This window comes from Actinospineispora spinosispora DSM 44797 (genome assembly GCF_000429025.1).
Taxonomy (GTDB): domain Bacteria; phylum Actinomycetota; class Actinomycetes; order Mycobacteriales; family Pseudonocardiaceae; genus Pseudonocardia; species Pseudonocardia spinosispora.
This window is the reverse complement of the sequence record NZ_KE386837.1, coordinates 217,379-239,415: the sequence shown is the minus strand read 5'-3', so window position 1 is coordinate 239,415 and position 22,037 is coordinate 217,379. Positions and strand designations below refer to the sequence as shown.

Annotated in this window: 22 protein-coding genes; 5 read left to right on the top strand and 17 right to left on the bottom strand. The window is 67.8% G+C overall.

Annotated elements, in window-relative coordinates; translation table 11 throughout:
• The 3 genes from G406_RS0139985 to G406_RS0139975 form a co-directional block, all read right to left on the bottom strand.
• A complete protein-coding gene (locus G406_RS0139985; RefSeq protein ID WP_245607389.1) occupies window positions 1-597 on the bottom strand; it encodes a class I SAM-dependent methyltransferase in 597 nt (198 codons plus the stop codon).
• A gap of 84 nt (window positions 598-681) precedes the next feature.
• The gene (locus G406_RS0139980; RefSeq protein ID WP_028938215.1) at window positions 682-2,484 is read right to left on the bottom strand and encodes a DEAD/DEAH box helicase; all 1,803 of its coding nucleotides are present in this window, start codon (window positions 2,482-2,484) and stop codon (window positions 682-684) included.
• A 183-nt stretch (window positions 2,485-2,667) separates the two neighbouring features.
• Window positions 2,668-4,182 carry an acyltransferase gene (locus G406_RS0139975; protein ID WP_028938214.1) on the bottom strand — a complete coding sequence of 505 codons (1,515 nt, stop codon included), beginning with the start codon at window positions 4,180-4,182 and terminating at the stop codon, window positions 2,668-2,670.
• A 289-nt stretch (window positions 4,183-4,471) separates the two neighbouring features.
• Here G406_RS0139975 and G406_RS0139970 point away from each other — a divergent pair, with 289 nt between their 5' ends.
• Window positions 4,472-5,482, top strand: a complete 1,011-nt coding sequence (locus G406_RS0139970; RefSeq protein WP_028938213.1) for a TIGR03617 family F420-dependent LLM class oxidoreductase — start codon at window positions 4,472-4,474, stop codon at window positions 5,480-5,482.
• Window positions 5,483-5,592: 110 nt separating this feature from the next.
• Here G406_RS0139970 and G406_RS0139965 read toward each other — a convergent pair whose 3' ends face one another.
• A complete protein-coding gene (locus G406_RS0139965) occupies window positions 5,593-6,168 on the bottom strand; it encodes a TetR/AcrR family transcriptional regulator (protein WP_028938212.1) in 576 nt (191 codons plus the stop codon).
• A 134-nt stretch (window positions 6,169-6,302) separates the two neighbouring features.
• Here G406_RS0139965 and G406_RS0139960 point away from each other — a divergent pair, with 134 nt between their 5' ends.
• Entirely contained in the window at window positions 6,303-7,145 is an 843-nt protein-coding gene (locus G406_RS0139960) for an alpha/beta fold hydrolase (RefSeq protein ID WP_028938211.1), read from the top strand.
• Between the two features lie 125 nt (window positions 7,146-7,270).
• Window positions 7,271-8,098: a siderophore-interacting protein gene (locus tag G406_RS0139955; protein ID WP_028938210.1), complete on the top strand. Its 828-nt coding sequence runs from the start codon at window positions 7,271-7,273 to the stop codon at window positions 8,096-8,098.
• 131 nt (window positions 8,099-8,229) lie between these two features.
• Here the strand turns inward: G406_RS0139955 and G406_RS0139950 are convergent, their stop codons facing one another.
• Window positions 8,230-8,709 carry a MarR family winged helix-turn-helix transcriptional regulator gene (locus G406_RS0139950; RefSeq protein WP_028938209.1) on the bottom strand — a complete coding sequence of 160 codons (480 nt, stop codon included), beginning with the start codon at window positions 8,707-8,709 and terminating at the stop codon, window positions 8,230-8,232.
• Between the two features lie 97 nt (window positions 8,710-8,806).
• On the opposite strand from G406_RS0139950, the gene G406_RS0139945 reads away from it, so the two are divergent.
• On the top strand, window positions 8,807-9,373 hold the full coding sequence (locus G406_RS0139945) for an NADPH-dependent FMN reductase (protein ID WP_028938208.1): 567 nt from the start codon (window positions 8,807-8,809) through the stop codon (window positions 9,371-9,373).
• 21 nt (window positions 9,374-9,394) lie between these two features.
• Here the strand turns inward: G406_RS0139945 and G406_RS0139940 are convergent, their stop codons facing one another.
• From G406_RS0139940 to G406_RS0139915, 6 genes are all read right to left on the bottom strand, one after another.
• Window positions 9,395-9,616: a hypothetical protein gene (locus tag G406_RS0139940; protein ID WP_028938207.1), complete on the bottom strand. Its 222-nt coding sequence runs from the start codon at window positions 9,614-9,616 to the stop codon at window positions 9,395-9,397.
• A gap of 95 nt (window positions 9,617-9,711) precedes the next feature.
• Window positions 9,712-11,025, bottom strand: coding sequence for an MFS transporter (locus G406_RS52795; RefSeq protein WP_051343347.1), 1,314 nt, complete (start codon window positions 11,023-11,025; stop codon window positions 9,712-9,714).
• Window positions 11,026-11,095: 70 nt separating this feature from the next.
• Window positions 11,096-12,253, bottom strand: coding sequence for an LLM class flavin-dependent oxidoreductase (locus tag G406_RS0139930; protein ID WP_028938206.1), 1,158 nt, complete (start codon window positions 12,251-12,253; stop codon window positions 11,096-11,098).
• A gap of 89 nt (window positions 12,254-12,342) precedes the next feature.
• Entirely contained in the window at window positions 12,343-13,452 is a 1,110-nt protein-coding gene (sfnG, locus tag G406_RS0139925; RefSeq protein ID WP_028938205.1) for a dimethylsulfone monooxygenase SfnG, read from the bottom strand.
• Window positions 13,453-13,668: 216 nt separating this feature from the next.
• Complete coding sequence (locus G406_RS0139920; protein ID WP_028938204.1) at window positions 13,669-14,232, bottom strand: DUF4865 family protein; 564 nt, start codon at window positions 14,230-14,232, stop codon at window positions 13,669-13,671.
• Window positions 14,232-14,798, bottom strand: coding sequence for a TetR/AcrR family transcriptional regulator (locus G406_RS0139915; RefSeq protein ID WP_028938203.1), 567 nt, complete (start codon window positions 14,796-14,798; stop codon window positions 14,232-14,234). Before G406_RS0139915 ends, G406_RS0139920 begins: the two co-directional genes overlap by 1 nt.
• Before the next feature lie 196 nt (window positions 14,799-14,994).
• On the opposite strand from G406_RS0139915, the gene G406_RS0139910 reads away from it, so the two are divergent.
• Window positions 14,995-15,429, top strand: a complete 435-nt coding sequence (locus tag G406_RS0139910) for an SRPBCC family protein (protein ID WP_028938202.1) — start codon at window positions 14,995-14,997, stop codon at window positions 15,427-15,429.
• On the opposite strand, the gene G406_RS52790 is transcribed toward G406_RS0139910, so the two are convergent.
• The 6 genes from G406_RS52790 to G406_RS52775 form a co-directional block, all read right to left on the bottom strand.
• Window positions 15,410-16,324, bottom strand: coding sequence for an LLM class flavin-dependent oxidoreductase (locus G406_RS52790; RefSeq protein ID WP_051343320.1), 915 nt, complete (start codon window positions 16,322-16,324; stop codon window positions 15,410-15,412). The two genes, G406_RS0139910 and G406_RS52790, sit on opposite strands and share 20 nt — an antisense overlap.
• Window positions 16,325-16,462: 138 nt before the next feature.
• Complete coding sequence (locus G406_RS57580) at window positions 16,463-16,870, bottom strand: hypothetical protein (protein WP_156935400.1); 408 nt, start codon at window positions 16,868-16,870, stop codon at window positions 16,463-16,465.
• Between the two features lie 254 nt (window positions 16,871-17,124).
• Window positions 17,125-18,600, bottom strand: a complete 1,476-nt coding sequence (locus G406_RS0139900; RefSeq protein WP_051343319.1) for a peptide MFS transporter — start codon at window positions 18,598-18,600, stop codon at window positions 17,125-17,127.
• A 128-nt stretch (window positions 18,601-18,728) separates the two neighbouring features.
• Window positions 18,729-19,952 (bottom strand): LLM class flavin-dependent oxidoreductase, encoded by a 1,224-nt coding sequence (locus tag G406_RS52785; RefSeq protein WP_051343318.1) that lies wholly within the window; start codon window positions 19,950-19,952, stop codon window positions 18,729-18,731.
• Entirely contained in the window at window positions 19,949-20,740 is a 792-nt protein-coding gene (locus G406_RS52780; RefSeq protein ID WP_064743168.1) for an alpha/beta fold hydrolase, read from the bottom strand. The genes G406_RS52785 and G406_RS52780 overlap by 4 nt, the downstream gene beginning before the upstream one ends.
• 87 nt (window positions 20,741-20,827) lie before the next feature.
• Window positions 20,828-21,991 carry a class I SAM-dependent methyltransferase gene (locus G406_RS52775; RefSeq protein WP_211241412.1) on the bottom strand — a complete coding sequence of 388 codons (1,164 nt, stop codon included), beginning with the start codon at window positions 21,989-21,991 and terminating at the stop codon, window positions 20,828-20,830.
• Window positions 21,992-22,037: the final 46 nt, after the last annotated feature.

Genomic DNA, 22,037 nt, shown 5'->3' with positions numbered 1-22,037 from the left:
TCAGGCCGCCCGGTAGATCGCGACGAGGTAGTCGTGCTGGTCGGTGAAGCGCTCGCTGCCCGCCCAGGTGGCGAAGCGGTCCTCCAGCTCGAGGCCCGCGTCGACGCACCAGGCGTCGTAGTCACCGGCGGTGGGCCAGTCGGGACGCAGGCTGAAACCGGCGATCAGCCGTCCGCCGGGGGCCAACGCGCGGGCGCAGGCCACCACCGCCGCCGGGCGGTCGTCGGCCGCGACATAGGGCACGACGTTGCCGGCCAGCACGACGACGTCGAACTGCTCGGTCAGATCCAGCGCGGCGAGATCGACGTGCCGCCAGTCCAGGTCGGGCGCCTTCGCGCGGGCGGCGGCGATCATGTCCGCATCCGCGTCCACCCCGACCACCCGCATGCCACGCTGCGCCAGCTCGATGCCGACCCGGCCGGTGCCGCAGCCCGCGTCGAGCACCGAGGACGGCCGGAAGCTGCTGACCAGATCGGCCTCGCCGTGCGGGTTCTCCCCCGCCTCCGCCATCCGCTGCCAACGCTCGTCGTAGCCGGTCAGATCGACCTGGCCCTTCCAGCGGTCCCAGTCCTCCGGCAACGACTCAGCCATAGCCATACCCCGACCCTAGAACAGCAGAAAACCGTGAGTGCCGCGGCCACCTATAGGCGGCCGCGGCACTCACGGTGTGTGGAACGAGACCTAGCGGATGCGGTCGCGGTCGCGGCGCACGTTGGCGCGGCGGCCCTTCAGCATCGTGGAGCCGCGCAGCTCGCGCAGCACCTCGTCCGCGGCCGACTCCGGAACCTCGACCAGCGCGTGCCGCTCGTGGATCTGGATCGTGCCGATGTCCCTGCCGGACAGCTGGGACTCGTTGGCCAGCGCACCCACGATGTCCTGCGGGCGGATACCGGCCGAGCGACCTGCCGCGACGAACAGCCGAGCGGTACCGGCCTTCGGCGGACGGTCACCCGCGCCGCGCTCCCGGCCAGGGCCACGCTCCGGCCGCGAGCCACGCGGGCCGCGAACGGAGGCTCCGCCGCGTGACGTCGGGTTCGGGCTGATGACCGGAATCTCTTCCTCGTCGGCGGGCGCCCCCGCGGCGTCCTGCGCCAATCGGACAGCGGCCGCCGCGACGGCCAGCGGGTCGTACTCGTGCGCGAGCTCGCTGATCATCGCGCGGACCTCGTCGGACGGAGCCTCGGCAGCCGCCTCGGCGGTCGCCTCCTCCGCGCGGGTCAGGTGCGCGACCAGCTCGGCGCGGGTCCTGGCCAGGCGGGCCGTGCGCAGGTTGCCCAGCGACGGGACCGAGGCCACGGTGATCTTCTGCCCGGTCAGCCGCTCGACGGCGCCCAGCATGTAGCGCTTCGACGGCGGGACCAGCGTGATCGCGACACCCTCACGGCCGGCGCGCCCGACGCGACCGATGCGGTGCACGTAGGCCTCGGCGGTCTGCGGGACGTCGTGGTTGACCACGTGCGTCAGCAGGTCGATGTCGAGCCCGCGAGCGGCGACGTCGGTCGCCACCAGCAGCTCGGTGCGACCGCTGCGCAGCCGCTCGACGACACGACCCCGGTGCTCCTGGTCCATGCCGCCGTGCAGCGCCTCGGCGCGCAGGCCGCGACCGGTCAGCGCCTCGGTGACGGCGTCGACATCCGCGCGGGTGCGGCAGAACACGATCGCCGACCGGGGCCGCTCCAGCTCCAGCACTCGACCGAGCGCGGCCGTGGTGTGCGACCGAGGAACCAGGTAGGCGTTCTGCCTGACCTGAGGCGCGGTGCCCTCGGCGACCTCTTCGCGCTTGATCCGGACGGTGACCGGCTCACGCAGGTAGCTCTGCGCGAGCTTCTCGATCCGGCGCGGCATGGTGGCCGAGAACAGCACCACCTGACGCGTGTCCGGGGTCGCGTCCAGGATGGTCTCGATGTCCTCGACGAAGCCCATGTCGAGCATCTCGTCGGCCTCGTCGAGGACGGCGATCTCCAGCTCGTCGAGCTTGAGCCCGCCGCGGTTGATCAGGTCGATCGCGCGGCCGGGGGTGGCGACGACGACGTCGACGCCCTTGCGCAGCGCACCCAGCTGCGGTCCGATCGGCGCACCGCCGTAGACCGCGAGCGTGCGGACCCCGAGGCCCTCGCCGTAGCGGGCGGCGGCGGTGTTGACCTGCATCGCCAGCTCCCGGGTGGGGGCCAGGACCAGGCCGAACACGCCCCGGCGACCGGGCGCCTCGGCGCGGCGGTCGGCGAGACGCTGGAGCATCGGCAGCATGAACGCCGCCGTCTTGCCGGTACCGGTCGCTGCTTGCCCGAGCAGGTCATGCCCTTCGAGCACCGGAATGATCGCCTCGGCCTGGATCGGGCTGGGGCGCTCGTAGCCGAGCTCCGCGACGGCGGCCTGCAGGGCCGGGTCCAGCGGGAGGTCGGCGAAAGTCGTTACGGCTGTTGTTTCAGTAGCATCGGCAACAGGTGCTTCGGTTGCCGACTCGGACGCGACATCAATGGTCACAGGTGTGAGTCTCGCTCTGTTCTCTCGAGAAGTTACGGGGGCACACAAAAGGGCGCCGCCAAAGGTCCATTGTCTGAAGACAACGAAGCGTCCCGGCGTATCAGCCCAGTGTCAGCCTCGTCTCAGCACCGCCTGCGATGCAGAGATCTACCGTTGCGCTCAGCAACCAGCCTACACGGCCGATCAGCGGGTCACGGCCCCTGGTGGTGTGTCAGTGCCCACCGAGCAGGCATGCGGCGCCACCGAGACGTCGCCGCACGCGGGCTCCGGATCGACTCCGGCGTCGGCCCCGGTGCTGTCGTCCTCGGCCGGAAGCATCGGGTTGCTCGCCTCGACGATCTCCTCCGGCGTCGGCGTCCCACTCTCCGACGGCGGGCTCTGGTCACCGCCGACCAGCAGCACGGCCACGACGCTCATCGCCAGCAGCAGCGCGGGGCCCGCGATCATCCTGGGCCGGGGCATCCGCAGCCGCAGCCGGGGCGCGCGCTCCGGGTCGAGCTTCGGACGGCCCATCAACGCGAGGCTGAACCGGGTCCGGTGCAGTGCCATGCACACCACGACCGCGCCGATCACCGTGCAGACCAGCGCCAGCAGCGACGACCACCACTGCGTCTGGGCCAGCCCGAGCCTGCGCATGAGCGACAGCACGACGTCCAGCACCATCGGGTGCGCCAGGTAGACGCCGAAGGACAGCTGCGCGCCGTAGCTGAAGATCGTCCGTAGTGCCGCGGAGCCGCGCTCCATGATCTGGACCGAGATCAGGTACAGCACGCCGAGCGACGCGAGCGACCACATGATCATGATCGGCTGCAGCGGGCTGCTCGCGCCGAGCGAGCCATGGGTGGGCAGCTGCGCGTAGAACGTCCACAGCAGCACCGCGGTGGCCACCGGGAACGCCGCGAGAATCCAGCGCCAGTAGGTCATCATCATCCGGTGCCAACGCTGCATGTGCAGCCCGGCGACCGCCCCGAGGACCATCCAGAACTGGTAGGCCACCAGGCTCGCGTCACCGAGGATGCCGCGCCAGCCGTCGTCGGGCAGATAGAACCACTGGTAGACGCTCAGCGTCGCGGCCTGCAGCAGCAGCGAGCCGAGCAGGACGAGCCCGTGGTGGCCCTTCGTCTTGCGCAGCACCCGCAGCACGAGCGGGAACACAACCGCGAACTGCAGCGTGACCAGCAGGAAGTACATGTGGTAGCTGCCGTTGCCGGTGACCATGAGGTACAGCCAGCGCAGCGGCAGGTCGTCAAGGACCTGGCCCCACGGGTCGACATTGCGGTTGTGCACGATCGACACCGCGAAGTACAGCGTCGTCCACCACAGGTACGGCATGCCGATCAGACGGAGCCGCCTGCGCCGGAACGCCGACTCGTCGGGCAGCCTGCCGTTCTCCCCGACGCGGGGCAGGTACGTGCGCACCAGCACCAGCGCGGAGACGAAGAAGAAGATCTCCCTGCTGTAGTGCAGCAGGAAGCTCGCCACGCCGATGCCGACGTCGTCCGGCGGGAACGGGGCGCCGATGGCGTGCACGGTGACGACGGAGAAGCAGCTCAGAACCCGGAGCGCATCGATTTGCCGCATCCGGCCCTTCGACGACTCCGTCGTGGTGGGCATCGCAGCTACAGCCGCCTGAGCCGAGGGCACGTCGACCGGGCGTTCCGACACCTCGGACGTGCGCTCAGGATGACCGACCGACATCGCTGCGTGCTCCTCCTACGGTCTGACAGACCTGGCCGTTCAGCCCGGTCGCGATCCCTGCTCACACATCGTGACGCACCGCGCGCCGCCCGCAACTATCGCAACGCCGGTAACCAGGTTGCCTTATGTCTACTGAGTGCACCCAACCGGGGAGCTGTGAGCCGCATATGACTCGACGAAGGCCATTTTCACGCCGTTCAACGGTCGACGAGCGGCAGGAATGCTGCGCACGGTACGTTACAGCGGTACTGTCACGTTCTCGATGGTCGGTGCGGATCAGGAGGTTCGGGTGAAGGTCGATTTCACACTTCAGGGGACAGCCGGCGAATGGGACGCCGCCGTGGCCGCCGAGGGCGAGGGCTACGACGGTGTCTGGCTGAGCGAGATCAAGCACGACCCGTTCCCCGCGCTCGCCGTCGCGGCGACGCGCACCGAGCGGGTCGAGCTGGGTACCGCGATCGCGCTGGCCTTCGCGCGCAACCCGATGTCGCTCGCGGTGCTGGCGAACGACCTGCAGCTGTACTCCGAGGGCCGGTTCATCCTCGGCGTCGGCTCACAGATCAAGCCGCACATCACGAAGCGGTTCGGCATGCCGTGGTCCGCGCCGGCCGACCGGATGCGTGAGTACCTGCTGGCCATGCGGGCGATCTGGAAGAACTGGGAGACCGGCGAGTCGCTGCGGTTCGTCGGCGAGCACTACACGCACACGTTGATGACGCCGTTCTTCAACCCGGGCCCGAACCCGCACGGCAACCCGCCGATCCTGCTGGCCGGTGTCGGCCCTCGGATGACCGCCGTGGCCGGCGAGGTCGCCGACGGTTTCTTCGTGCACGGCTTCACCACCGAGCGCTACCTGCGGGAGACGACGTTGCCCGCGCTGCTGGCCGGCCGCAAGGCCGCCGGCAAGGAGAACCTGGACGGCTTCGAGATCAGCGGCCTGCCGCTCATCGTCACCGGTGACACCGACGAGCAGGTCGCGACGGCCGACGCCGCGGTCCGCAAACAGATCGCGTTCTACGGCTCGACCCCGGCGTACCGGCCGGTCCTGGAGGCGCACGGCTGGGGCGAGCTGGGCGAGGAGCTCAACGGGCTGTCCAAGCGCGGCGAGTGGGACGAGATGGGCCGCCGGATCGACGACGACGTGCTCAACGCGTTCGCCATCGTCACCCCGCCGAACAAGGTGGCCGCCGAGCTGCTGGCCCGCTACGGCGACATCTTCACCCGCACCGGCTTCTACGCCCCGTACCCCATGCCCGACGGCTTTTGGCAGCCCATCCTCCGCGACGTCCAAGCCGGCTAGCCCCACGTGAGTGCTGAGGCCGTCTACCCCGAAGGGGCGCGAAGCGTAGCCGGTCTAGCCACTCACGACAGCTTTTCCGTCGTGAGTGGCTAGACCGGCTATAGGCGGCCTCAGCACTCACGTGTAGTAGACGCGACCAACAACCCAGGCAGCTCGGCAAGCGCCCGCTGGAAGACCCCCGCGTCACCGAACAGCCGACCGTAGACGAGCCCGCCCTCGACCCGCGCGAACGCATCCTGGGCGGCCCGGCGAGCCTCGTCGGCCGGCGTGCCACCCCGGATCGCCGCCTCCTCCATCGCGCCGATCCAGGTCGCGGCGACCTGCGTGGCCCTGTTGCGCACCGCGTCCGGTGTGCCGGCGAGCGTCAACGCCTCCATGACGCAGGACAGCAGCCCCCTGCCGTAGAGCTCACTGATCTTCTCGGCCGACTCCGCGACTCCCTGCGCGACGTCCGGCTCGGTCCGCATCGGCCCGAGAGCCTCGACGAACAGGGCCTCGACGAACTCGAGTACGGCCAGCGCCATCTGCGTCTTCCCGTCGGGGAAGCGGTGGTAGAGGCTCGCGCGGCGCAGCTGGGCCGCTTCGGCGAGCGCGCCGAGTGAGGCGCCTTCGAAACCGGCGGCACGGAACACCTCGGCGAGCCTGCCGAGCAGCTCTTCGCCGATGACGGTCTGTGGACGGGGCATCCCGCCACTATTACCGAACGGACGGTAAAGGTGCAAGACCGCCGAGTGTCGGTTGACTCACGTTGCTTTACCGATCGTTCGGTAATAGCTTCATTCACATCGCAAGCAGCACCCCGAACCCGAAAGGACCGGTCATGTCGCACATCACCGTCGGACACGAGAACAGCGTCGAGATCAACCTGAACTACACCGACCGGGGCACCGGCCAGCCCGTCGTCCTGATCCACGGCTACCCGCTGTCCGGCGCATCCTGGGAGAAGCAGGAGCAGGCCCTGCTCGACGCCGGCTACCGGGTCATCACCTACGACCGGCGCGGCTTCGGCCAGTCCAGCCAGCCGAGCGTGGGCTACGACTACGACACCTTCGCCGACGACCTGAACACCGTCCTGACCACGCTGGACCTGACCAACGTCGTACTGGTCGGCTTCTCGATGGGCACCGGCGAGGTCGGCCACTACATCGCCCGCCACGGCTCGTCCCGCGTCGCCAAGGCCGCGTTCCTCGCCTCGCTCGAACCCTTCCTGCTCAAGACCGACGACAACCCGACCGGTGTGGACGCCGAGGTCTTCGACGGCATCCAGGCGACCGCCAAGGCCGACCGCTACGCCTGGTTCAGCGCCTTCTACAACGACTTCTACAACCTGGACGAGAACCTGGGCTCGCGGATCAGTGACGAGGTCGTGCGCGCCAGCTTCGCGGTGGCCTCCGGTGCCGGAGCGAAGGCGTCCTGGGCCGTGGTGCCCAGCTGGCTGACCGACTTCCGCGACGACCTGCCGAAGATCGACGAGAGCGGCGTCCCGGTACTGATCGTGCACGGCACGCACGACCGCATCCTGCCGATCGACGCGACCGGCCGCGAGTTCGCCAAGCGGCTTCCGAGGGCGCAGTACGTCGAGATCGAGGGCGCCCCGCACGGCATGCTCTGGACGCACGCCGACGAGATCAGCGACCTGCTGGTCAAGTTCCTCGCCGACTGAGAACGGTGCGCGACGGACGGCGCTCGGTCAGGCATACGCTGAAGTGGTCACGAGCCAGCCGCCTCTCAGTATGAGTAAGCTTAGCCTTACCTAACTAATACTGAGTGGCACGGAACGGAGCACCCATGGCGGACCGACCAGCACGGAAGGCGCCGCGTACCACCAAGCTGGTGGTACGTCGGACCGAGCGCCTGTCCCCGCACTTCATCCGCATCACCTCGACGCCGGTGTCACCCGAGGACATCGAGCCCTTCGCCACGACGCCGTACACCGACGCGTACGTGAAGGTCGTCTTCCGGCAGCCCGGCGTCGACTACCCGGAACCCTTCGACATGGCCACGGCGCGTCAGCTGCCCCGCGAGCAGTGGCCGGCCCTGCGCACCTACACACTGCGCGAGGTCAGCCGGGAGACCGGCGAGATCGTGATCGACTTCGTGCACCACGGCGACACCGGCCTCGCCGGCCCGTGGGCCGCGACCGTCGAGCCGGGCACCGAGTTCCTGGTCGCGGGCCCCGGCGGCGCGTACGCGCCGAACCCCTCGGCCGACTGGCACCTGATGGTCGGCGACGAGGCGGCGCTGCCCGCGATCGCCGCGGCACTGGCGAAGGTGCCGGCAGGGACGGCCGTCGAGGCGATCATCGAGGTCGCCGACGCGAGCGAGGAACTCCCACTGACGACCGAGGGCGACCTGACCCTGCGCTGGCTGCACCGCGACTCCGGTGACACCCTGCCGGACGCCGTGCGTGCCCTTCGGTGGCGCGACGGCGAGGTGCACGCCTTCGTGCACGGCGAGGCGCTCGCGGTCAAGGAACTGCGCCGCCACCTGCTGGACGAGCGGGGCCTGACCCTGGACTCCCTGTCCATCTCCGGCTACTGGCGCAGGGGTTTCGACGACGAGGCCTACCGCGCCGCGAAGCAGGCCGAGCGCGAAGCGGAACGCGCCACCGTCTGACGACTGGTCACATCCGCGCCACTTCGCAGAGCCTCGTGTCGCGTCGCAGACACTGCAGCGTCTGCGACGCGACATCAGGCTCTGCGAGGTCGCGTGACGGGACCTTCGGGCGCGGCCCGCGACGGTGTCGGTCAGAGGCGGAGCGAGCGTGCGGCCGCGTCACCGAGGACGAGAGTGGTCGCCAGGCGGGACAGTTGGTCCCGCTTGGGCGCACTGAGGTCAGCGGTGAGCGTGGTGATCTCAGTGGCGACCTCGGCATGGACAGCGCGAGCCAGGGCCTGACCCTGCTCGCTCAGGGCCACGTGAACAGCGCGCCGATTGCCGACGACGGGGACACGCCGTACGAGTTCCCGTCGTTCGGCGCGGTCGACGAGCCCGGTCGCGCTCGACTTCTCCAGTTCGAGGATGCGGGACAGCCCGAGCATGCCGATCTCCCGATCCCGCAGCACCCCGAGCAGCCTCAGCTGAATGATCGACAGGCCGTGCCTGGCCGCAACCCGGCCGAGCAGTGACTGGATCAGAAACGAAAGCTGGACCAGCCCGTCAACCACACCGAGGTCGACGACGGCGTCGTTGGACTGCTGATCCGCCAGGGTCGATCGCGTCGCCATGCGAGACAGCCTAGCTTGACTGAGTTCGTGTCACCAACTATTTTAGTTCGTGACACAAACAGTCCGCAGCACGAACAAATGACCAAGAAAGATCAACATGGCAAGCACTCCACGCATCGCCGTGGTCGTCGGCAGTACCCGCCCCACGCGCATCTGCCGCGAGATCGCCACCTGGGCGCAGACGGCCGCCCAGCCACACAGCTCCCTGCGCTACGAGCTGGTCGACCTGGCCGAGGTCGGCCTGCCGTTCCTCGACGAGCCGCTCATGGCCTCGCTCCAGCAGTACGAACACGAACACACGCGAGCCTGGAGCCGTCTCGTCACGTCCTTCGCGGGATTTTTGTTCGTGCTCCCCCAGTACAACTGGGGCTACCCCGCGGTACTGAAGAATGCTCTCGACTTCCTCTACCACGAGTGGCACGACAAACCGGCCAGCTTCCTCACCTACGGAACCCGAGGGGGCAACCGAGCGGCCGCCCAGCTCGCCACCGTCCTGCAGGGTCTACAGATGCGTGTCCTCGACGATCACCTCGAGGCCGTGATCGCCAAGACCGATGTGGACGATGACTGGCAGCTCAAGGACGTCGAAGCCATCCTTCGACCCAACCTGGCTCAGCTCCGGAAGATCGACATCCAGATGACCGAGGCGGTCGCGGGCTGCTGAGCCCGAGACCTGTAGCGGACGTCAGAGGACGTCGCTGAAGCCGTCGCTCTCGTCGTTGATGCCGTCCATGACCGCCATCGCGATCGCCACCCCGAGCACCGTGATGATCGGGACGATCAGCACGATCGCCAGGCCGGCACCGAGCGACAGGAAGTCGTTGCCACAGGTCGCATGGTGAACGGCGAGCACGACCGTGGCGACGACAGCGCCCCAGGCGAGGATGAACTTCGACCGTAGTTCCATGTTTCAAGTATCGGTGCGCAACCCGGCCCATTACCACTCACAACGCCCTCTCATAGGGAACGCACAGCAACTGCACATTCCCTGTACACGGCAGGTTACTGAGGGTGGTGGACCGGAAGCCAGCGATGCATCCCGAACACCGCGAGCAGGCTGATCACGGCCACGATCGTCAGGTAGGTGCCCGCCGCCCACGGCGATCCGCCCGCGAACGCGAGCAGCGCGGTGAGGAACACCGGGGTCAGGCCGGACGCCCACACTCCGGAACCCTGGAACACCAGCGACATGCCGGTGTAGCGGACCTTCGCATCGAACAGCTCGGCGAACAGGGTGGCCTCCGAGCCGGTCATCAGCGCATAGCCCACACCCAGCTGCAGCACCAGCACGGTGGCCATCAGCACCGTCGATCCCGAGCTCAGCGCATAGAACGACGGCAGCACAGTCACCCCGAACACGGTGACGCCGAGCCCGAAGACGAACCGTCTGCTGTACCGGTCGGCCAGCCAGCCGGCGACCGGGACCAGTACCGCCATGAGCAGCGCGCCGGCCGTCACCGACAGCAGGACGGCGATCTTGCTCAGGTGGACGGTCGCGGTCGCGTAGCTGATCGCGAACACGCCCCAGGTGTTGAAGGAGGCGCCTTCGGCCCAGCGCGCGAGCATGCCGAGGCCCAGACCACGACGGTGGCGCTGGGTGCGGAACACCTCGACGATCGGCACCTTGACCAGTTCGCCGCGCGACTCCAGGTCCCGGAACTCCGGCGTCTCCAGCACCCGTAGCCGGATCACCAGACCGACCGCGACCAGCACGATGCTGGCCACGAACGCGATGCGCCAGCCGTAGCTCTGGAAGGACTCCTTGCTCATCGCCTCGCCGAGCAGCGCGAACACACCGGTCCCGAGCGCGAGGCCCAGGCCCAGCCCGATCTGCGGGACGCTGCCGAACCGGCCGATCTTGCCCGGCGGGGCGTTCTCGGTGGCCAGCAGTACGGCGCCGCCCCACTCGCCGCCGACCGCGAGGCCCTGGACGATCCGCAGCAGCACGAGCAGTACCGGTGCGGCGACACCGATCGTCGCCACCCCCGGCAGCAGCCCGATCAGCGCGGTCGCCGCACCCATCGCCACCATCGTCGCGACCAGGGTCCGTTTGCGGCCGAGCCGGTCGCCGATGTGCCCGAACAGCACCCCGCCGATCGGGCGGGCCACGAAGCCCACCGCGAACGTGCCGAACGCCAGCAGCGTCCCGATGACCTCGTCGTTTGCCGGGAAGAACAGCTTCGGGAACACCAGGCTGGCCGCGGTGGCGTAGAGGAAGAAGTCGTACCACTCGACGGTCGTGCCGACCAGGCTGGCCAGCAGAATCGTTCGGTTCGAAGCCGGTGCGGGCGATAACCGCTCAGCTGTCGTCGTCATGTGCATTACCCCAGGTCAAAGGCCGTGAGTGGCGAGTGGTCCGATAGGACCACTCGCCACTCACGGGTGGTTAGCGGGCGCGGGCGAAGGGGACCGCGGCGGTTTCGGAGCCCGCGTAGGCCAGGGCGCCGGCGGGCGGGGACCACAGGCCGCGCGAGCGCAGGACCGGCAGCACGCCCTCGCCGACCCACCAGGCCTCCTCGAGGTGCGGGTGCCCGGACAGGATGAACTCGTCGATGCCCAGCGCGTGGTACTCGGCGATCCGGTCGGCGACCTCGTTGTGGCTGCCGACGAGCGCGGTGCCGGCACCGCCCCGGACCAGGCCGATGCCCGCCCACAGGTTCGGCGAGACCTCCAGGCGCTCGATCGAACCGCCGTGCAGCTCGCGCATCCGACGCTGCCCTTCGGACTCGCTCTGCGCCAGGCCGTCCTGCACGGCGGCGATCGCGGCCGGGTCGAGCGCGTCGAGCAGGCGCTGCGCCTCCGCCCACGCCGCCTCCGCGGTGTCCCGGGCGATCACGTGCAGCCGGATACCGAAGCGCATCTCGCGGCCCCGGTCGGCGGCCAGCTTGCGCACCCAGGCGATCTTCTCGGCGACCTGCTCGGGCGGCTCGCCCCAGGTCAGGTACACGTCGGCGTGCTCGGCGGCCACGTCCCCGGCCGCCGGTGAGGAACCGCCGAAGTAGATCGGCGGCACCGGGTCCGGCACCCGCTCCAGCTCGGCGCCCTGGACCCGGACGTGCTCGCCTTCGAAGTCCACCGTCTCGCCGCGCCAGAGAGCGCGCACGACGTGCAGGAACTCCGAGCCGCGCGCGTAGCGCTCGTCCTTGGTCAGGAAGTCGCCGTAGCCGCGCTGCTCGGTCGGCTCACCACCGGTGACGACGTTGAGCAGCAGCCGTCCCGGCGAGTGCCGCTGGAAGGTCGCGGCCATCTGCGCCGCGAGCGTCGGCGTGAGCATGCCCGGCCGGAACGCGACCAGGAACTTCAGCCGCTCGGTCGTCTGGGACAGCATCGCGGTGGTGAGCCAGGCGTCCTCGCACCACATGCCGGTCGGGGTCAGCGCGGCCTCGAAGCCGAGCTGCTCGGCGGCGCGGGCGATCTGGGTCAGGTAGCCCAGCGTCGCCGGCCGCACGCCACCGGCCGAACCGACCGGCACCCCGTGCCCGCCGCCGACCAGCTGCCGTCCGTCGCCGTAGGTCGGCAGGAACCAGTGCGCCTTGATGCTCATCTCACTCAGCTTTCTTCCTGATGAACTGGGTCAGGAACCTCAACAATGTGATCGAGGCAGGGCCCGGATCGCGGAGATCCGGGTTCTACCTAGACGGTGGCCGGTTCGCGCGCGGCTTCCAGCTCACGCACGATCGGCAACACGCGGCGGCCGAAGTACTCGACCTCCTCGTGGTAGTGCAGGAAACCGAGCAGCATGAGGTCGACGCCCAGCGCCTTGTACTTCACGATCCGCTCGGCGATCTGCTCGGGCGTACCGATGAGCTGCGTCTTGAACCCGTCGTTGTACTGGACGAGGTCTTCGAACGAGGAGTCCGCCCACATGCCCTTGCCGTCCTGCGCGGACTTCCCGGCCTGGGTGACGGCGTCCCGGAAGCCCTCGACGGACGGCTTGTGCGCCTTGGCGATGATCTCCCGCAGCGTCTCGCGGGCTTCTTTCTCGGTATCCCGGGCGATGATGAACCCGTTGAGCCCGAAGTTCACCGACCGGCCGTTCTCCGCGGCGGACTTGTTGACGTCGTGCAGCTGCTCGGCCGCGCCGTCGTAGTCCTTGCCGTTGCTGAAGTACCAGTCCGAGACGCGCCCGGCCATCTGGCGGGCGGCGGTGGAGTTGCCGCCCTGGAAGATCTCCGGGTTCGGTCGCCTCGGGGTGTTCAGCGGCTTGGGCTTCAACGTGAAGTCACGTATCCGATAAAAATCACCGGCGAGGTTGAAGTCGTCCTCGGTCCAGATGCCGCGCAGCGCCCGGATGAACTCCTCGGACCGGCGGTACCGCTCGTCGTGCTCCAGCCAGTGCTCGCCGAGCGCGGTGAACTCGCCCTTGAACCAGCCGCTCACGACGTTGACCGCGAACCGGCCGTGCGACAGGTGATCGGCGGTGGCGCCGAGCTTGGCGAGGACCCCCGGGTGCCACAGCCCGGGGTGCACGGCCGCGATGACCTTGAGCCGCTGGGTCGCCAGCAGCAGCGCGAGACTGAAGCTGGTGGACTCGTGCTGGTACTCGGCGCCGTAGCTGGCCATGTAGCGGACCTGGCTGAGCGCGTACTCGAAGCCGTTGTTCTCCGCGAGCACGGCCAGCTCACGGTTGTAGTCGTAGCCCCAGTCGGTGCGTTGGTCGATCGTGCTGGTGACCAGACCGCCACTGACGTTGGGCACCCAATAGGCGAACTTGATCGGTTCCGTGCCTGGTGTCGCTGACATGGCTTTCAAACCCCCAGGGTTTGATCGTCGAAGAATGTGGGGTCAGGCTGGATTGCGTCGCACACCGATGGCGTGGACGGACCTAGGATCGACAGCCCTGCGAGTTGACCCTGGCGAGGTCGACATGACGTCGCCGGGTGAGTCGCAGCCCATACATGCTCCTAAATTGACCAGATCGGTCAACAAGTGTCAACGACTAGTGGTTCGACGCACTCCCTACAACTCAGCGATCTCAGGGCTCGACAGGTGTCCGACGTCGTAGAGCGTGCCCTCCCACTCGGCGGGCGCCTGCTCCCACAGCGTGAACCGGACGAGCTGCCAGGTCGTCGGATCGACGGCGAACGCGGCGGCGTACACACCCGGCCGGGTGCGGAGCTCGGCGAGCTCCGCGTCCGCCCGCGTGGCGACCTCGACCGGATCGACATCCGGCTCGAGCGGGCAGACGACCTTGGTCGCATACTCGGCGCCCTGTGCCGTGCCGAAGCCGAACCGTCCGCCGACCCAGGTGCGCACGACCGGCCGGCCGAAGTCCCGCACGATGCCGCCGAAACCGTCTCCGCGCCAGAGGAACCCGGCGGTGCCCGCGGTGTCGCGCCACAGGTAGAACGGCGCGTACTGGTTGACCGGTGAGCCGTGCACGCCCACCTCCCGGACCAGGTAGGCCTTCAGTCCGAGGCCCTGGTAGGTGTCGAGCAGGTGACCCCGGGTCGCGATCCTGGTGCGGATGACCGACATGTCGTAGTCGGCGGGCAGGGTGATCTCGTACTGCATCGCGAGCATCAGGACCGCACCACCTGTGCCAGCAGGGCAAGCGCGCCGGCCACCGCCTCGTCGAACGGTTCGCTCGACTGCGCAGCCCTGGCCAGCACGTATCCACCCTGGACGACCGCGACGATCATGGACGCGACGTGCGAGGCGTTGAGCTTGGACGGCAACTCGCCGGTCGACTTGCCCTCTCTCAGCACCTCGGTGATGCGGCTCTGCAGCCAGTCGAGGGCCTCGTCGACCGGGGCGCGCAGCAGCGGGTCGGCAATGATGTCCGGGTCCTGGGTCAGCCCGCCGACGCGACAGCCCTTGAGCACGTCACGCTGCTGGTTGAGGTATTTCGAGATCCTCGTCAGCGCGGTGCCCGGACTGCCGAGCGACGCTTCCGCACCGGCTTGCACCTCGGCGGCACTGCGGCGGATCGCCTCGGCCGCGAGGTCGCTCTTGCCCTTGAAGTGGTGGTACATGCTGCCCTGGCCAGCGTCGGCCCGCTCCAGGATCGCCTTGGGGCTGGTACCTACGTAGCCTCGGTCCCAGAGCAGTTCCTGGGTGCTCTCGATCAGTCGTTCTCGGGCGTCCATGACTGCACTGTACCTACTAGTAGGTATTGCGTCCATGCTCGACAAGGTCCACAAGAATGGTGATCAACACCGGCGACGCCGCGCACCCTCCGTCCACACCGCGCATCGTGCACATAGCGCGGTGTGGACGCAAGGTGCGCGGTGTCGTGGCGAGAGACGCCTCAGACGCGTCGCACAGGCATGTACCATTTGGTACATGAGGTATGAGGTGGTCGAGGAGATCGACGTTTCGCCCGCGGCCGTGTGGCCGGTGCTCACCGATGTCGAGCGGTGGCCCGAGTGGAGTCCCACCACCACGTCGGTGCGACTGCTGGAGGCGGGGCTGTTCGGCGCGGGCAGCGCTGCCGAGATTCGGCAGCCGAAGCTTCCGCGCAACGTCTGGCGGGTCACCGTGTGGGAGCCGCACCGGCGGTTCGAGTGGGTGACCCGGTCGCCGGGGGTCGCCACGATCGCCGACCACGTGCTCGAAGCGCTGCCCGGCGGACGGTGCCGGATCACGCTCAGCGCGGAGATCACCGGATTGCTCGCGCCACTGTTCGTCCCGCTGCTCGGGTCGATGACCCGGCGCTACATCACGCAGGAGGCGAGCAGCCTCAAGGTGCGCTGCGAGACTAGTCAGTCCACGTCCTGACCTGCGGCAAGACCTCGGACGCGAACAGTTCGAGCATCTCGGTGCGCGCCTGCGCGTTCGGCGCGGCGGCGCTGAACACGACGTCGCGGGCGCCCGCGTCGTAGTACTCACGCAGGCGACGCACCACGCCGGCGGGGTCGCCGTGCAGCAGGTAGCGGTCCGCCAGCGGGGTGAAGTCCTGCTGGTAGACCTCGCTCACCACGTCGATGGCCTGCTGCCGCGCGGTCGCCGCCTCGGCGTGCACGGCGCCCCAGCAGTAGACCGCGCCGCGCACCGAGCGGCCGTGCTCGGCGGCGGCGGTGTTCACCTCGGTCAGCGAGCTCGCCAGCTGTTCGGGGCTGTACATGTACGGCAGCCACACGTCGCCGAACCTCGCCGCCCTGCGGATCGCGGCGCCCTTGCGACCGCCCACCCACACCGGCGGGCCGGGCTTCTGCACCGCCGGTGGCTGCAGCGCCAGACCCGGGATGTCGACGAACCGGCCGTGGTGGGTCACCGTCTCACCGGCCAGCAGCGGACCGAGCACCTCGAGTGCCTCGTCGGTGCGAGCGCCCCGGTGCTTCACCTCGACCCCGGCCGCGACGAACTCCGGCGGGTACTCGCCGCCGATGCCGATGCCCAGGTCGAACCGTCCGTTCGACACCTGGTCCAGGCTGGCGGCGAGCTTCGCCAGGATCGCGGCCGGGTACACCGGCACGATCGTCAATGCGCTGAGCAGCCGAATCCGCTCGGTCGCGCCGGCAGCGGCAGCGAGGGTGACGAAGCCGTTTCCGGTCGGACCGTGGAAGAACAGATGCTCCCCGCAGGCGAGGAAATCGAACCCGATCCCCTCGGCCCACCGAGCCTCAGCGGCAACGTTCCGTTCGTCCCTGCCCAAGGTGATCCCGACGCGCATCCTTCGAAAACTAGCGCACACCCTCAAGGCCTGCTTGGCCTACGAGCTCGGCGCGAGCGAGACCAGATCGATCACGGTTTACGTCAGCGCACAGTATGACCGTCACGGGATGCACGAAGAAGGTGAGCATGTCAGCACTCAAGGACACTCGATGTCTACGACAGTGACATGCTCAGGACTTTGAACGACATTCCAACCGTCTTTGACTCCCCAGTCCGACTTCTGCGGAATCTTTACGAACTTGACCTCGCTCCCATTCGCCCCACCGACCTTGATCATCTCTTGTAGGGCGTAATTGCACTTGTCCGGCACACGGTATGCGTCCACATCTTTATACCGATCACCCAGACTTGACGACGTCTGCTTATCCTTCAGCTCAGTGATCGGATCGAGCCCAACCCCGTCATCGGAACGATTAGCGGCAACTTCAATTGGCACACCTCCGCCGAAGTTGTCTACCCTTCCACACACACCGGTGTTGACATCCTGAACCGTAACGCAATCATCTGCGTACGCCACGGGCGTCGCAACGAAGAAGCCGCCCACCCCGAGTCCTAGCAGAACTGCCAGACTGAGACAACGAGAACGAGTACTCTTCACACTCAAGATAATTACTCCTTGCGACACCAGGGCAGTTATAACTGCATCAGCAGATGGCGCGCACACTAGCAGTACGATGTCTCAACTTGAGAGGAGACCCACCCAACACGAACTTCTCAAAAAATTGAGTAGGCAACAAGCGGCTGAAGTTAAATTTGATGTCCCTGCCCAGACCGATCCCGACGCGCTTGCGTTAGAACCTAATGCACACCCTCCATGCGCCGCTTGATCCACGGGCTCAGCGCCAGCGCGACCAGCCCGATCGCGATCGTGATGCCACCGTTGATCCCAAAGTACGCGTACTCATGAGCCGGCTCGTAGAAGCCCGCGAGCTGACCGGACACTGAACTCCCGAGGCCGACGGAGAAGTAGTAGAGCGCCATCATCTGCGCCCGGAACGCCTCAGGCGCGAGCCTACTGGTCACCGACAATCCGATCGGCGAGAGCATCAGCTCGGACACCGCAAACATCGCCAGGATGAAGAACACCGCCAACGCCGGACTAGTACGTCCAGTCCCGCCTGCCATGGTCAGGAACAGTAGGAATGCCATGCCCATGCCGATCACGCCGAGTGCGAACTTGACCGGCGTCGAAGGTGCGCGTTCACGCAGTTTGGTCCACATCGTGGCGAACACCGGCGCAAGCAAGATCACCCAGACCGGTTCCTCGGAGCCGATCCAGGCTACGGGCGCCTCCCAGCCGAAGATGTTCCAGTCCATCCGTTTTTCCGAGTAGACCGCCAGCGTCGTAAATATCTGTTGGAATAATGACCAGAATGCGACGTTGGCAATGAACAGTGGAATGAATGCGCGCACCCGGCTGCGCTCCACAGCCGTCACTTGTGCGTTGGTAAGCATCACTACGAAGTAGGCGATCGAGGCCAGGGCGATCACTGCGCTGGTCACCGTGGCCAGGTTGTCCAATCGCACCAGACCGGTGAGCAACACCGCGACGATGGCTACGACGATCAGCACGCCGACACCGGCCGCCTTCGTCCTGGACTCACGCGGCAATGGATTGCCCGGTTCCTTCCCCGCCGCTCCCAGGTTGCGTCGGAACAGGACGTACTGAGTCAGTCCGATCGCCATGCCGACCGCGGCGGCACCGAATGCGATATGGAACCCGAGTTCCTTGTGTAGGAACCCGGTCAGCAATGGACCCGTGAACGCCCCGACGTTCACACCCAGGTAGAAGAGGGTGAACCCACCGTCGCAACGTGGGTCACCCTTCGAGTACAAAGTCCCCACGATCGACGATGCATTGGCTTTGAGTGCGCCGCTACCCAACGCCACGCACACCAGACCGACACCGACACCGGTCAACCCTGGAAGTACCGCCAGCGCGAGGTGACCGATCATCACCACGGAGCCGCCGTAGAACACCATCCGCTCCATGCCGAACACCCGGTCGGCCAGCCAACCGCCGAGCACCGTACACAGGTACACAAATCCGGTGTACGCACCGACGATGCTCATCGCGGTGGCTTCCGGCAGTGCGAGACCACCTCTATCCAAGCTGAAATAGAGGTAGTAACCCAGGATGCCGACCATTCCGTAAAACGAGAAGCGTTCCCACAGTTCGACGTTGAACAGGTTGACCAGCCCGACGGGATGGCCGAAGACCGTCCGATCAGCCGGACTCGGCTTGTTCTCCAGGCTGGCTGCTGTCTCGGACATGGGTCCGCCTTCCTCCGCTCGCGACGGGCGGAGGATCTGCCCCGCCCCGGCATGTGTCGGCGAACGCTACTGGCGGGTAATTAACATGACAACCATCACGTGGAATTTGATTGCGCAAACAACTTCAGCTATGCGGATTGCTCAAGTGAGTCCGGTGTACCCGGTACCGGAACGCCCCGCTCCCATGCAGGTTGGTTACCGGGCGGGCGGAACAGCGGCATGACCTCCTCGGCGAACAGGGTCATGTTCTTGACAACCTTCCAGTTCGGCATGTCCCCGATCTGCGCCGATGCGGCCACATGGATACCGGCGCCCAGCTCCTGGGTGTAGAAGGCGAGCTTCTCGGCGACCTGCTGTGGCGTGCCGACGATGATGTACTGCTCGTCGAGCAGCTCCTGGTAGTCCAGCTCCCAGTGGTCCTTGATGCCGAACTTGCGCTTACCCATGATCATCCCGCGCAGCGAGTCGCCGCTCATGTAGCCCGGCGGCACCCAGTGGTAGCTGGGCACCTTCAGGCCGCGGCGGAACAGCCACATCATGTGCTCGCGTGCTTCCTCGTGCGCCTTCGCCTCGGTCTCCGCGACGTAGGTCGGCACACAGAACGCGAGCTGCTCGGGGGCCGGCTCGTAGCCCTCGTCGGCCGCGGCCTTGCGGTACATGTCGTAGTTGACCTTGGTGAAGGACAGCGGCGCGAACACCATCATGAACGGGTAGCGCCGTTTCGCCGCTTCCCTGATCGTCTCGAACGACCCCTGACCGGGCAGCCAGATCGGCGGGTGCGGCTTCTGGAACGGGCGCGGCCACGGGTTCACGTACGGGATGTCGAAGTGCTTGCCCTGCCAGTCGAACGGCCCGTCCTCGGTCCACGCCTTGATGATCAGGTCGTGCGCTTCCCAGAACCGCTCCCGCGACGTGGCCGGGTTGGCGCGCAGCGAGTGGTACTCCATGCCGGTGCCGCGCACGAAACCGGAGATGATCCGTCCGCCGGAGATGACGTCGAGCATCGCGACGGACTCGGCGACGCGCAGCGGGTTCTCGTGCAGCGGCAACGCGTTGCCGATGATGCCGACCCGGATCTTGCTGGTCCGCGCCACGACGTGGCTGGCCATGATGTTCGGGTCGGGCATCGTGCCGTAGGCGTTCTGGTGGTGCTCGTTGACGCAGGTTCCGTCGTAGCCGAGCTTCTCGGCGAGCACGGACTGGTCGAGGTACTCGTTGTAGAGCTTGTGCCCGACCACCGGGTCGTAGTGCGAGTTGGACAGGTTCACCCAGGTCGACTCGATCTCGTCGGCCGGCGGGATGTTCGGGTAGGGCATCAACCCGAAGTGGAAGAACTGCAGCTCGTTGCTCATCGGGTGCTCCCCTGGAAGTCGAGGACGGCCTTCGCGGTCTGTTCGGGCTGTTCGACGATGATCGCGTGGCCGGTTCCCGGGATGCGCCGCAGCTGCGCGCCGTCGATGCACTCGGCGTACCGCTCGGCCGCCTCGTTGGGGACCAGCCGGTCGTCCTCGGCGCCGACCACCAGCGACGGGCAGCTGACCCGGCGCAGTCGTCGCGGCATCTTGCGGTCGTAGCGCGGGTTCCAGACGAGCCGGGCGAGGGTGGACTGCTCCTCGTAGAGGTGCACGGCGACGTCCACGTCGCCAGCGTCGACCATGACCTCCGCCATGTTGGCCGGGTCGTTGAAGATCGTCCCGAACAGGGCGGCCGGGGTCATGGTGAACAGGTCGGCGAACGGTGGTTTGCCGGGGACCTGGATGCCGACCGGGGTGATGAGCGTCAGCGACGCGAGGCGCTCCGGGAACAGCGTCGCGTAGGTGGCCGCGATCCAGCCGCCGAGCGAGTAGCCGACCAGGTGGAACCGGTCGAGGCCGAGGGTCGCGCGCAGGTCGTCGTAGTGCAGGGCGAGGTCGCTGATGTCCTCCAGCCAGTCCTGCGGTGGCGTCGCGCCGAAACCCACGTGCTCGGGCGCGATGACGTCGGCACCCTGGGCGAGCGCTTCGTGGAACCGCAGCCACTGCCCGGTGAAGCCCGCGCCGTGCAGGAACAGCAGCGGTTCACCGCTGCCCCGGCGTCGCAGCGCGACCGGCGTGCCGGCCACGTCCACGATCTCGGCGGCCACTTCCGGCCTGGTCACCATCGACACATCCGCCTCCTCGTTTCTACTCGCAAGTAGAACGTTAGTAGCGGGAGGCGGCTATTTCAGTGCACAAACAGGTACTTGTGCTCAACCGAGGCAGATGATCCCCCAGGGTTGGTCGTCGACCCGGGTCATGACGAGCACGGCGGCGAGGGACCCGGTGAGCTTCAGTCGTCGTTGCAGTAAAGCCACGTCCCCGGCCAGTCCTCGTCGACGGATGTCGACCGAGCCGACATCACACCGCCGCAGCTCGGCGATGATCGACTTCTCCTTCCAGGGCAGCGAGGAGACGACCCGCAGGCACCGGCCGAACGGTGTCACCAGCGGAGCGTCCGAGGAGAGGAAGGCGATCCGGGGGTCGATCTTCCAGGCTCCGAGCTCCCGCGCCAGCTCCTCGACCAGCCCGGCCCGGGTGACCGCCGGATTCGGGTCGAGCAGATAGGCCCCGGGCGCCCGGCATTCCACGGTGTCACCCGGCGAGGGCACCAGCTGATGTCCGTCGGGCAACAGGGTGGCTCGGCTATCGGCCTCGGCGAACGACGGCGACCACAGCACCGCTTCCTTCAGATCGCGCCCGTCGGCGACGAACTCGACCTCCCACCCCGGGGGCACCGTCGACCGGTCCAGCCCGGGCGCGGCCTTGATCCCCACCCCGACGCGGTCGGCCAACGACACGCACCAGTCCAGCGGCGGCTCGCTGGAGCCGGTGCGCAGCCGACGTCCGCCGGAACGCCGAGCCGGGTCGACGAACACCGCGTCCACCCCGGTCAGGTCCACGTCCCGGACGTCGCCCAGCCACCCGGTCACCGAGCCGGCGACGTCGTAGACCTCGGCGTTGAGCAGCGCCATCCGCAGGTGCAGCGGGTCCCGGTCCACCGCGACCACCGACGTCGCCGCACCCGCCAGCCCGATCAGGTCACCGCCGATCCCGCAGCACAGATCGACCGCTCGGTCGGCTCCCGAGTACCGGACCGCCCGATGCCGGGACAGCAGCTCGGAGGAGGACTGTTCGAACCCGTCCCTGGTCAGCCACATGCTCTCCGCGCGGCTGAACTTCGACCGCCCCCGGCGCCGCAGCTCGTGCTGGGCGAGCGCGGCGGTGACCAGCTCACCCGGGAAGCGGCGGCGCAACACCGAGGCCACTCGCAGCTCGTCGGTGACGTCGCTGCCGGCCAGCTCCCCCAGCAGGGCCTGCCCGTCCGCCGTCAGCAGCAGCTCCAGGTTGGCCGCACCCCGCTCGCTCTCACTCACCCGCAAATGCTCGCACCGCGCACTCCGTGTTCACACCGCGCACCTT

Excerpts from the sequence above, each read along its gene's own strand:
- G406_RS0139985 (WP_245607389.1), bottom strand. The coding sequence starts at position 597 with ATGGCTATGGCTGAGTCGTTGCCGGAGGACTGGGACCGCTGGAAGGGC.
- G406_RS0139975 (WP_028938214.1), bottom strand. The coding sequence starts at position 4,182 with ATGTCGGTCGGTCATCCTGAGCGCACGTCCGAGGTGTCGGAACGCCCG.
- G406_RS0139965 (WP_028938212.1), bottom strand. The coding sequence starts at position 6,168 with ATGCCCCGTCCACAGACCGTCATCGGCGAAGAGCTGCTCGGCAGGCTC.
- G406_RS0139960 (WP_028938211.1), top strand. The coding sequence starts at position 6,303 with ATGTCGCACATCACCGTCGGACACGAGAACAGCGTCGAGATCAACCTG.
- G406_RS0139955 (WP_028938210.1), top strand. The coding sequence starts at position 7,271 with ATGGCGGACCGACCAGCACGGAAGGCGCCGCGTACCACCAAGCTGGTG.
- G406_RS0139950 (WP_028938209.1), bottom strand. The coding sequence starts at position 8,709 with ATGGCGACGCGATCGACCCTGGCGGATCAGCAGTCCAACGACGCCGTC.
- G406_RS0139945 (WP_028938208.1), top strand. The coding sequence starts at position 8,807 with ATGGCAAGCACTCCACGCATCGCCGTGGTCGTCGGCAGTACCCGCCCC.
- G406_RS0139940 (WP_028938207.1), bottom strand. The coding sequence starts at position 9,616 with ATGGAACTACGGTCGAAGTTCATCCTCGCCTGGGGCGCTGTCGTCGCC.
- G406_RS52795 (WP_051343347.1), bottom strand. The coding sequence starts at position 11,025 with ATGACGACGACAGCTGAGCGGTTATCGCCCGCACCGGCTTCGAACCGA.
- G406_RS0139930 (WP_028938206.1), bottom strand. The coding sequence starts at position 12,253 with ATGAGCATCAAGGCGCACTGGTTCCTGCCGACCTACGGCGACGGACGG.
- sfnG (WP_028938205.1), bottom strand. The coding sequence starts at position 13,452 with ATGTCAGCGACACCAGGCACGGAACCGATCAAGTTCGCCTATTGGGTG.
- G406_RS0139920 (WP_028938204.1), bottom strand. The coding sequence starts at position 14,232 with ATGCTCGCGATGCAGTACGAGATCACCCTGCCCGCCGACTACGACATG.
- G406_RS0139915 (WP_028938203.1), bottom strand. The coding sequence starts at position 14,798 with ATGGACGCCCGAGAACGACTGATCGAGAGCACCCAGGAACTGCTCTGG.
- G406_RS0139910 (WP_028938202.1), top strand. The coding sequence starts at position 14,995 with ATGAGGTATGAGGTGGTCGAGGAGATCGACGTTTCGCCCGCGGCCGTG.
- G406_RS52790 (WP_051343320.1), bottom strand. The coding sequence starts at position 16,324 with ATGCGCGTCGGGATCACCTTGGGCAGGGACGAACGGAACGTTGCCGCT.
- G406_RS0139900 (WP_051343319.1), bottom strand. The coding sequence starts at position 18,600 with ATGTCCGAGACAGCAGCCAGCCTGGAGAACAAGCCGAGTCCGGCTGAT.
- G406_RS52785 (WP_051343318.1), bottom strand. The coding sequence starts at position 19,952 with ATGAGCAACGAGCTGCAGTTCTTCCACTTCGGGTTGATGCCCTACCCG.
- G406_RS52780 (WP_064743168.1), bottom strand. The coding sequence starts at position 20,740 with ATGGTGACCAGGCCGGAAGTGGCCGCCGAGATCGTGGACGTGGCCGGC.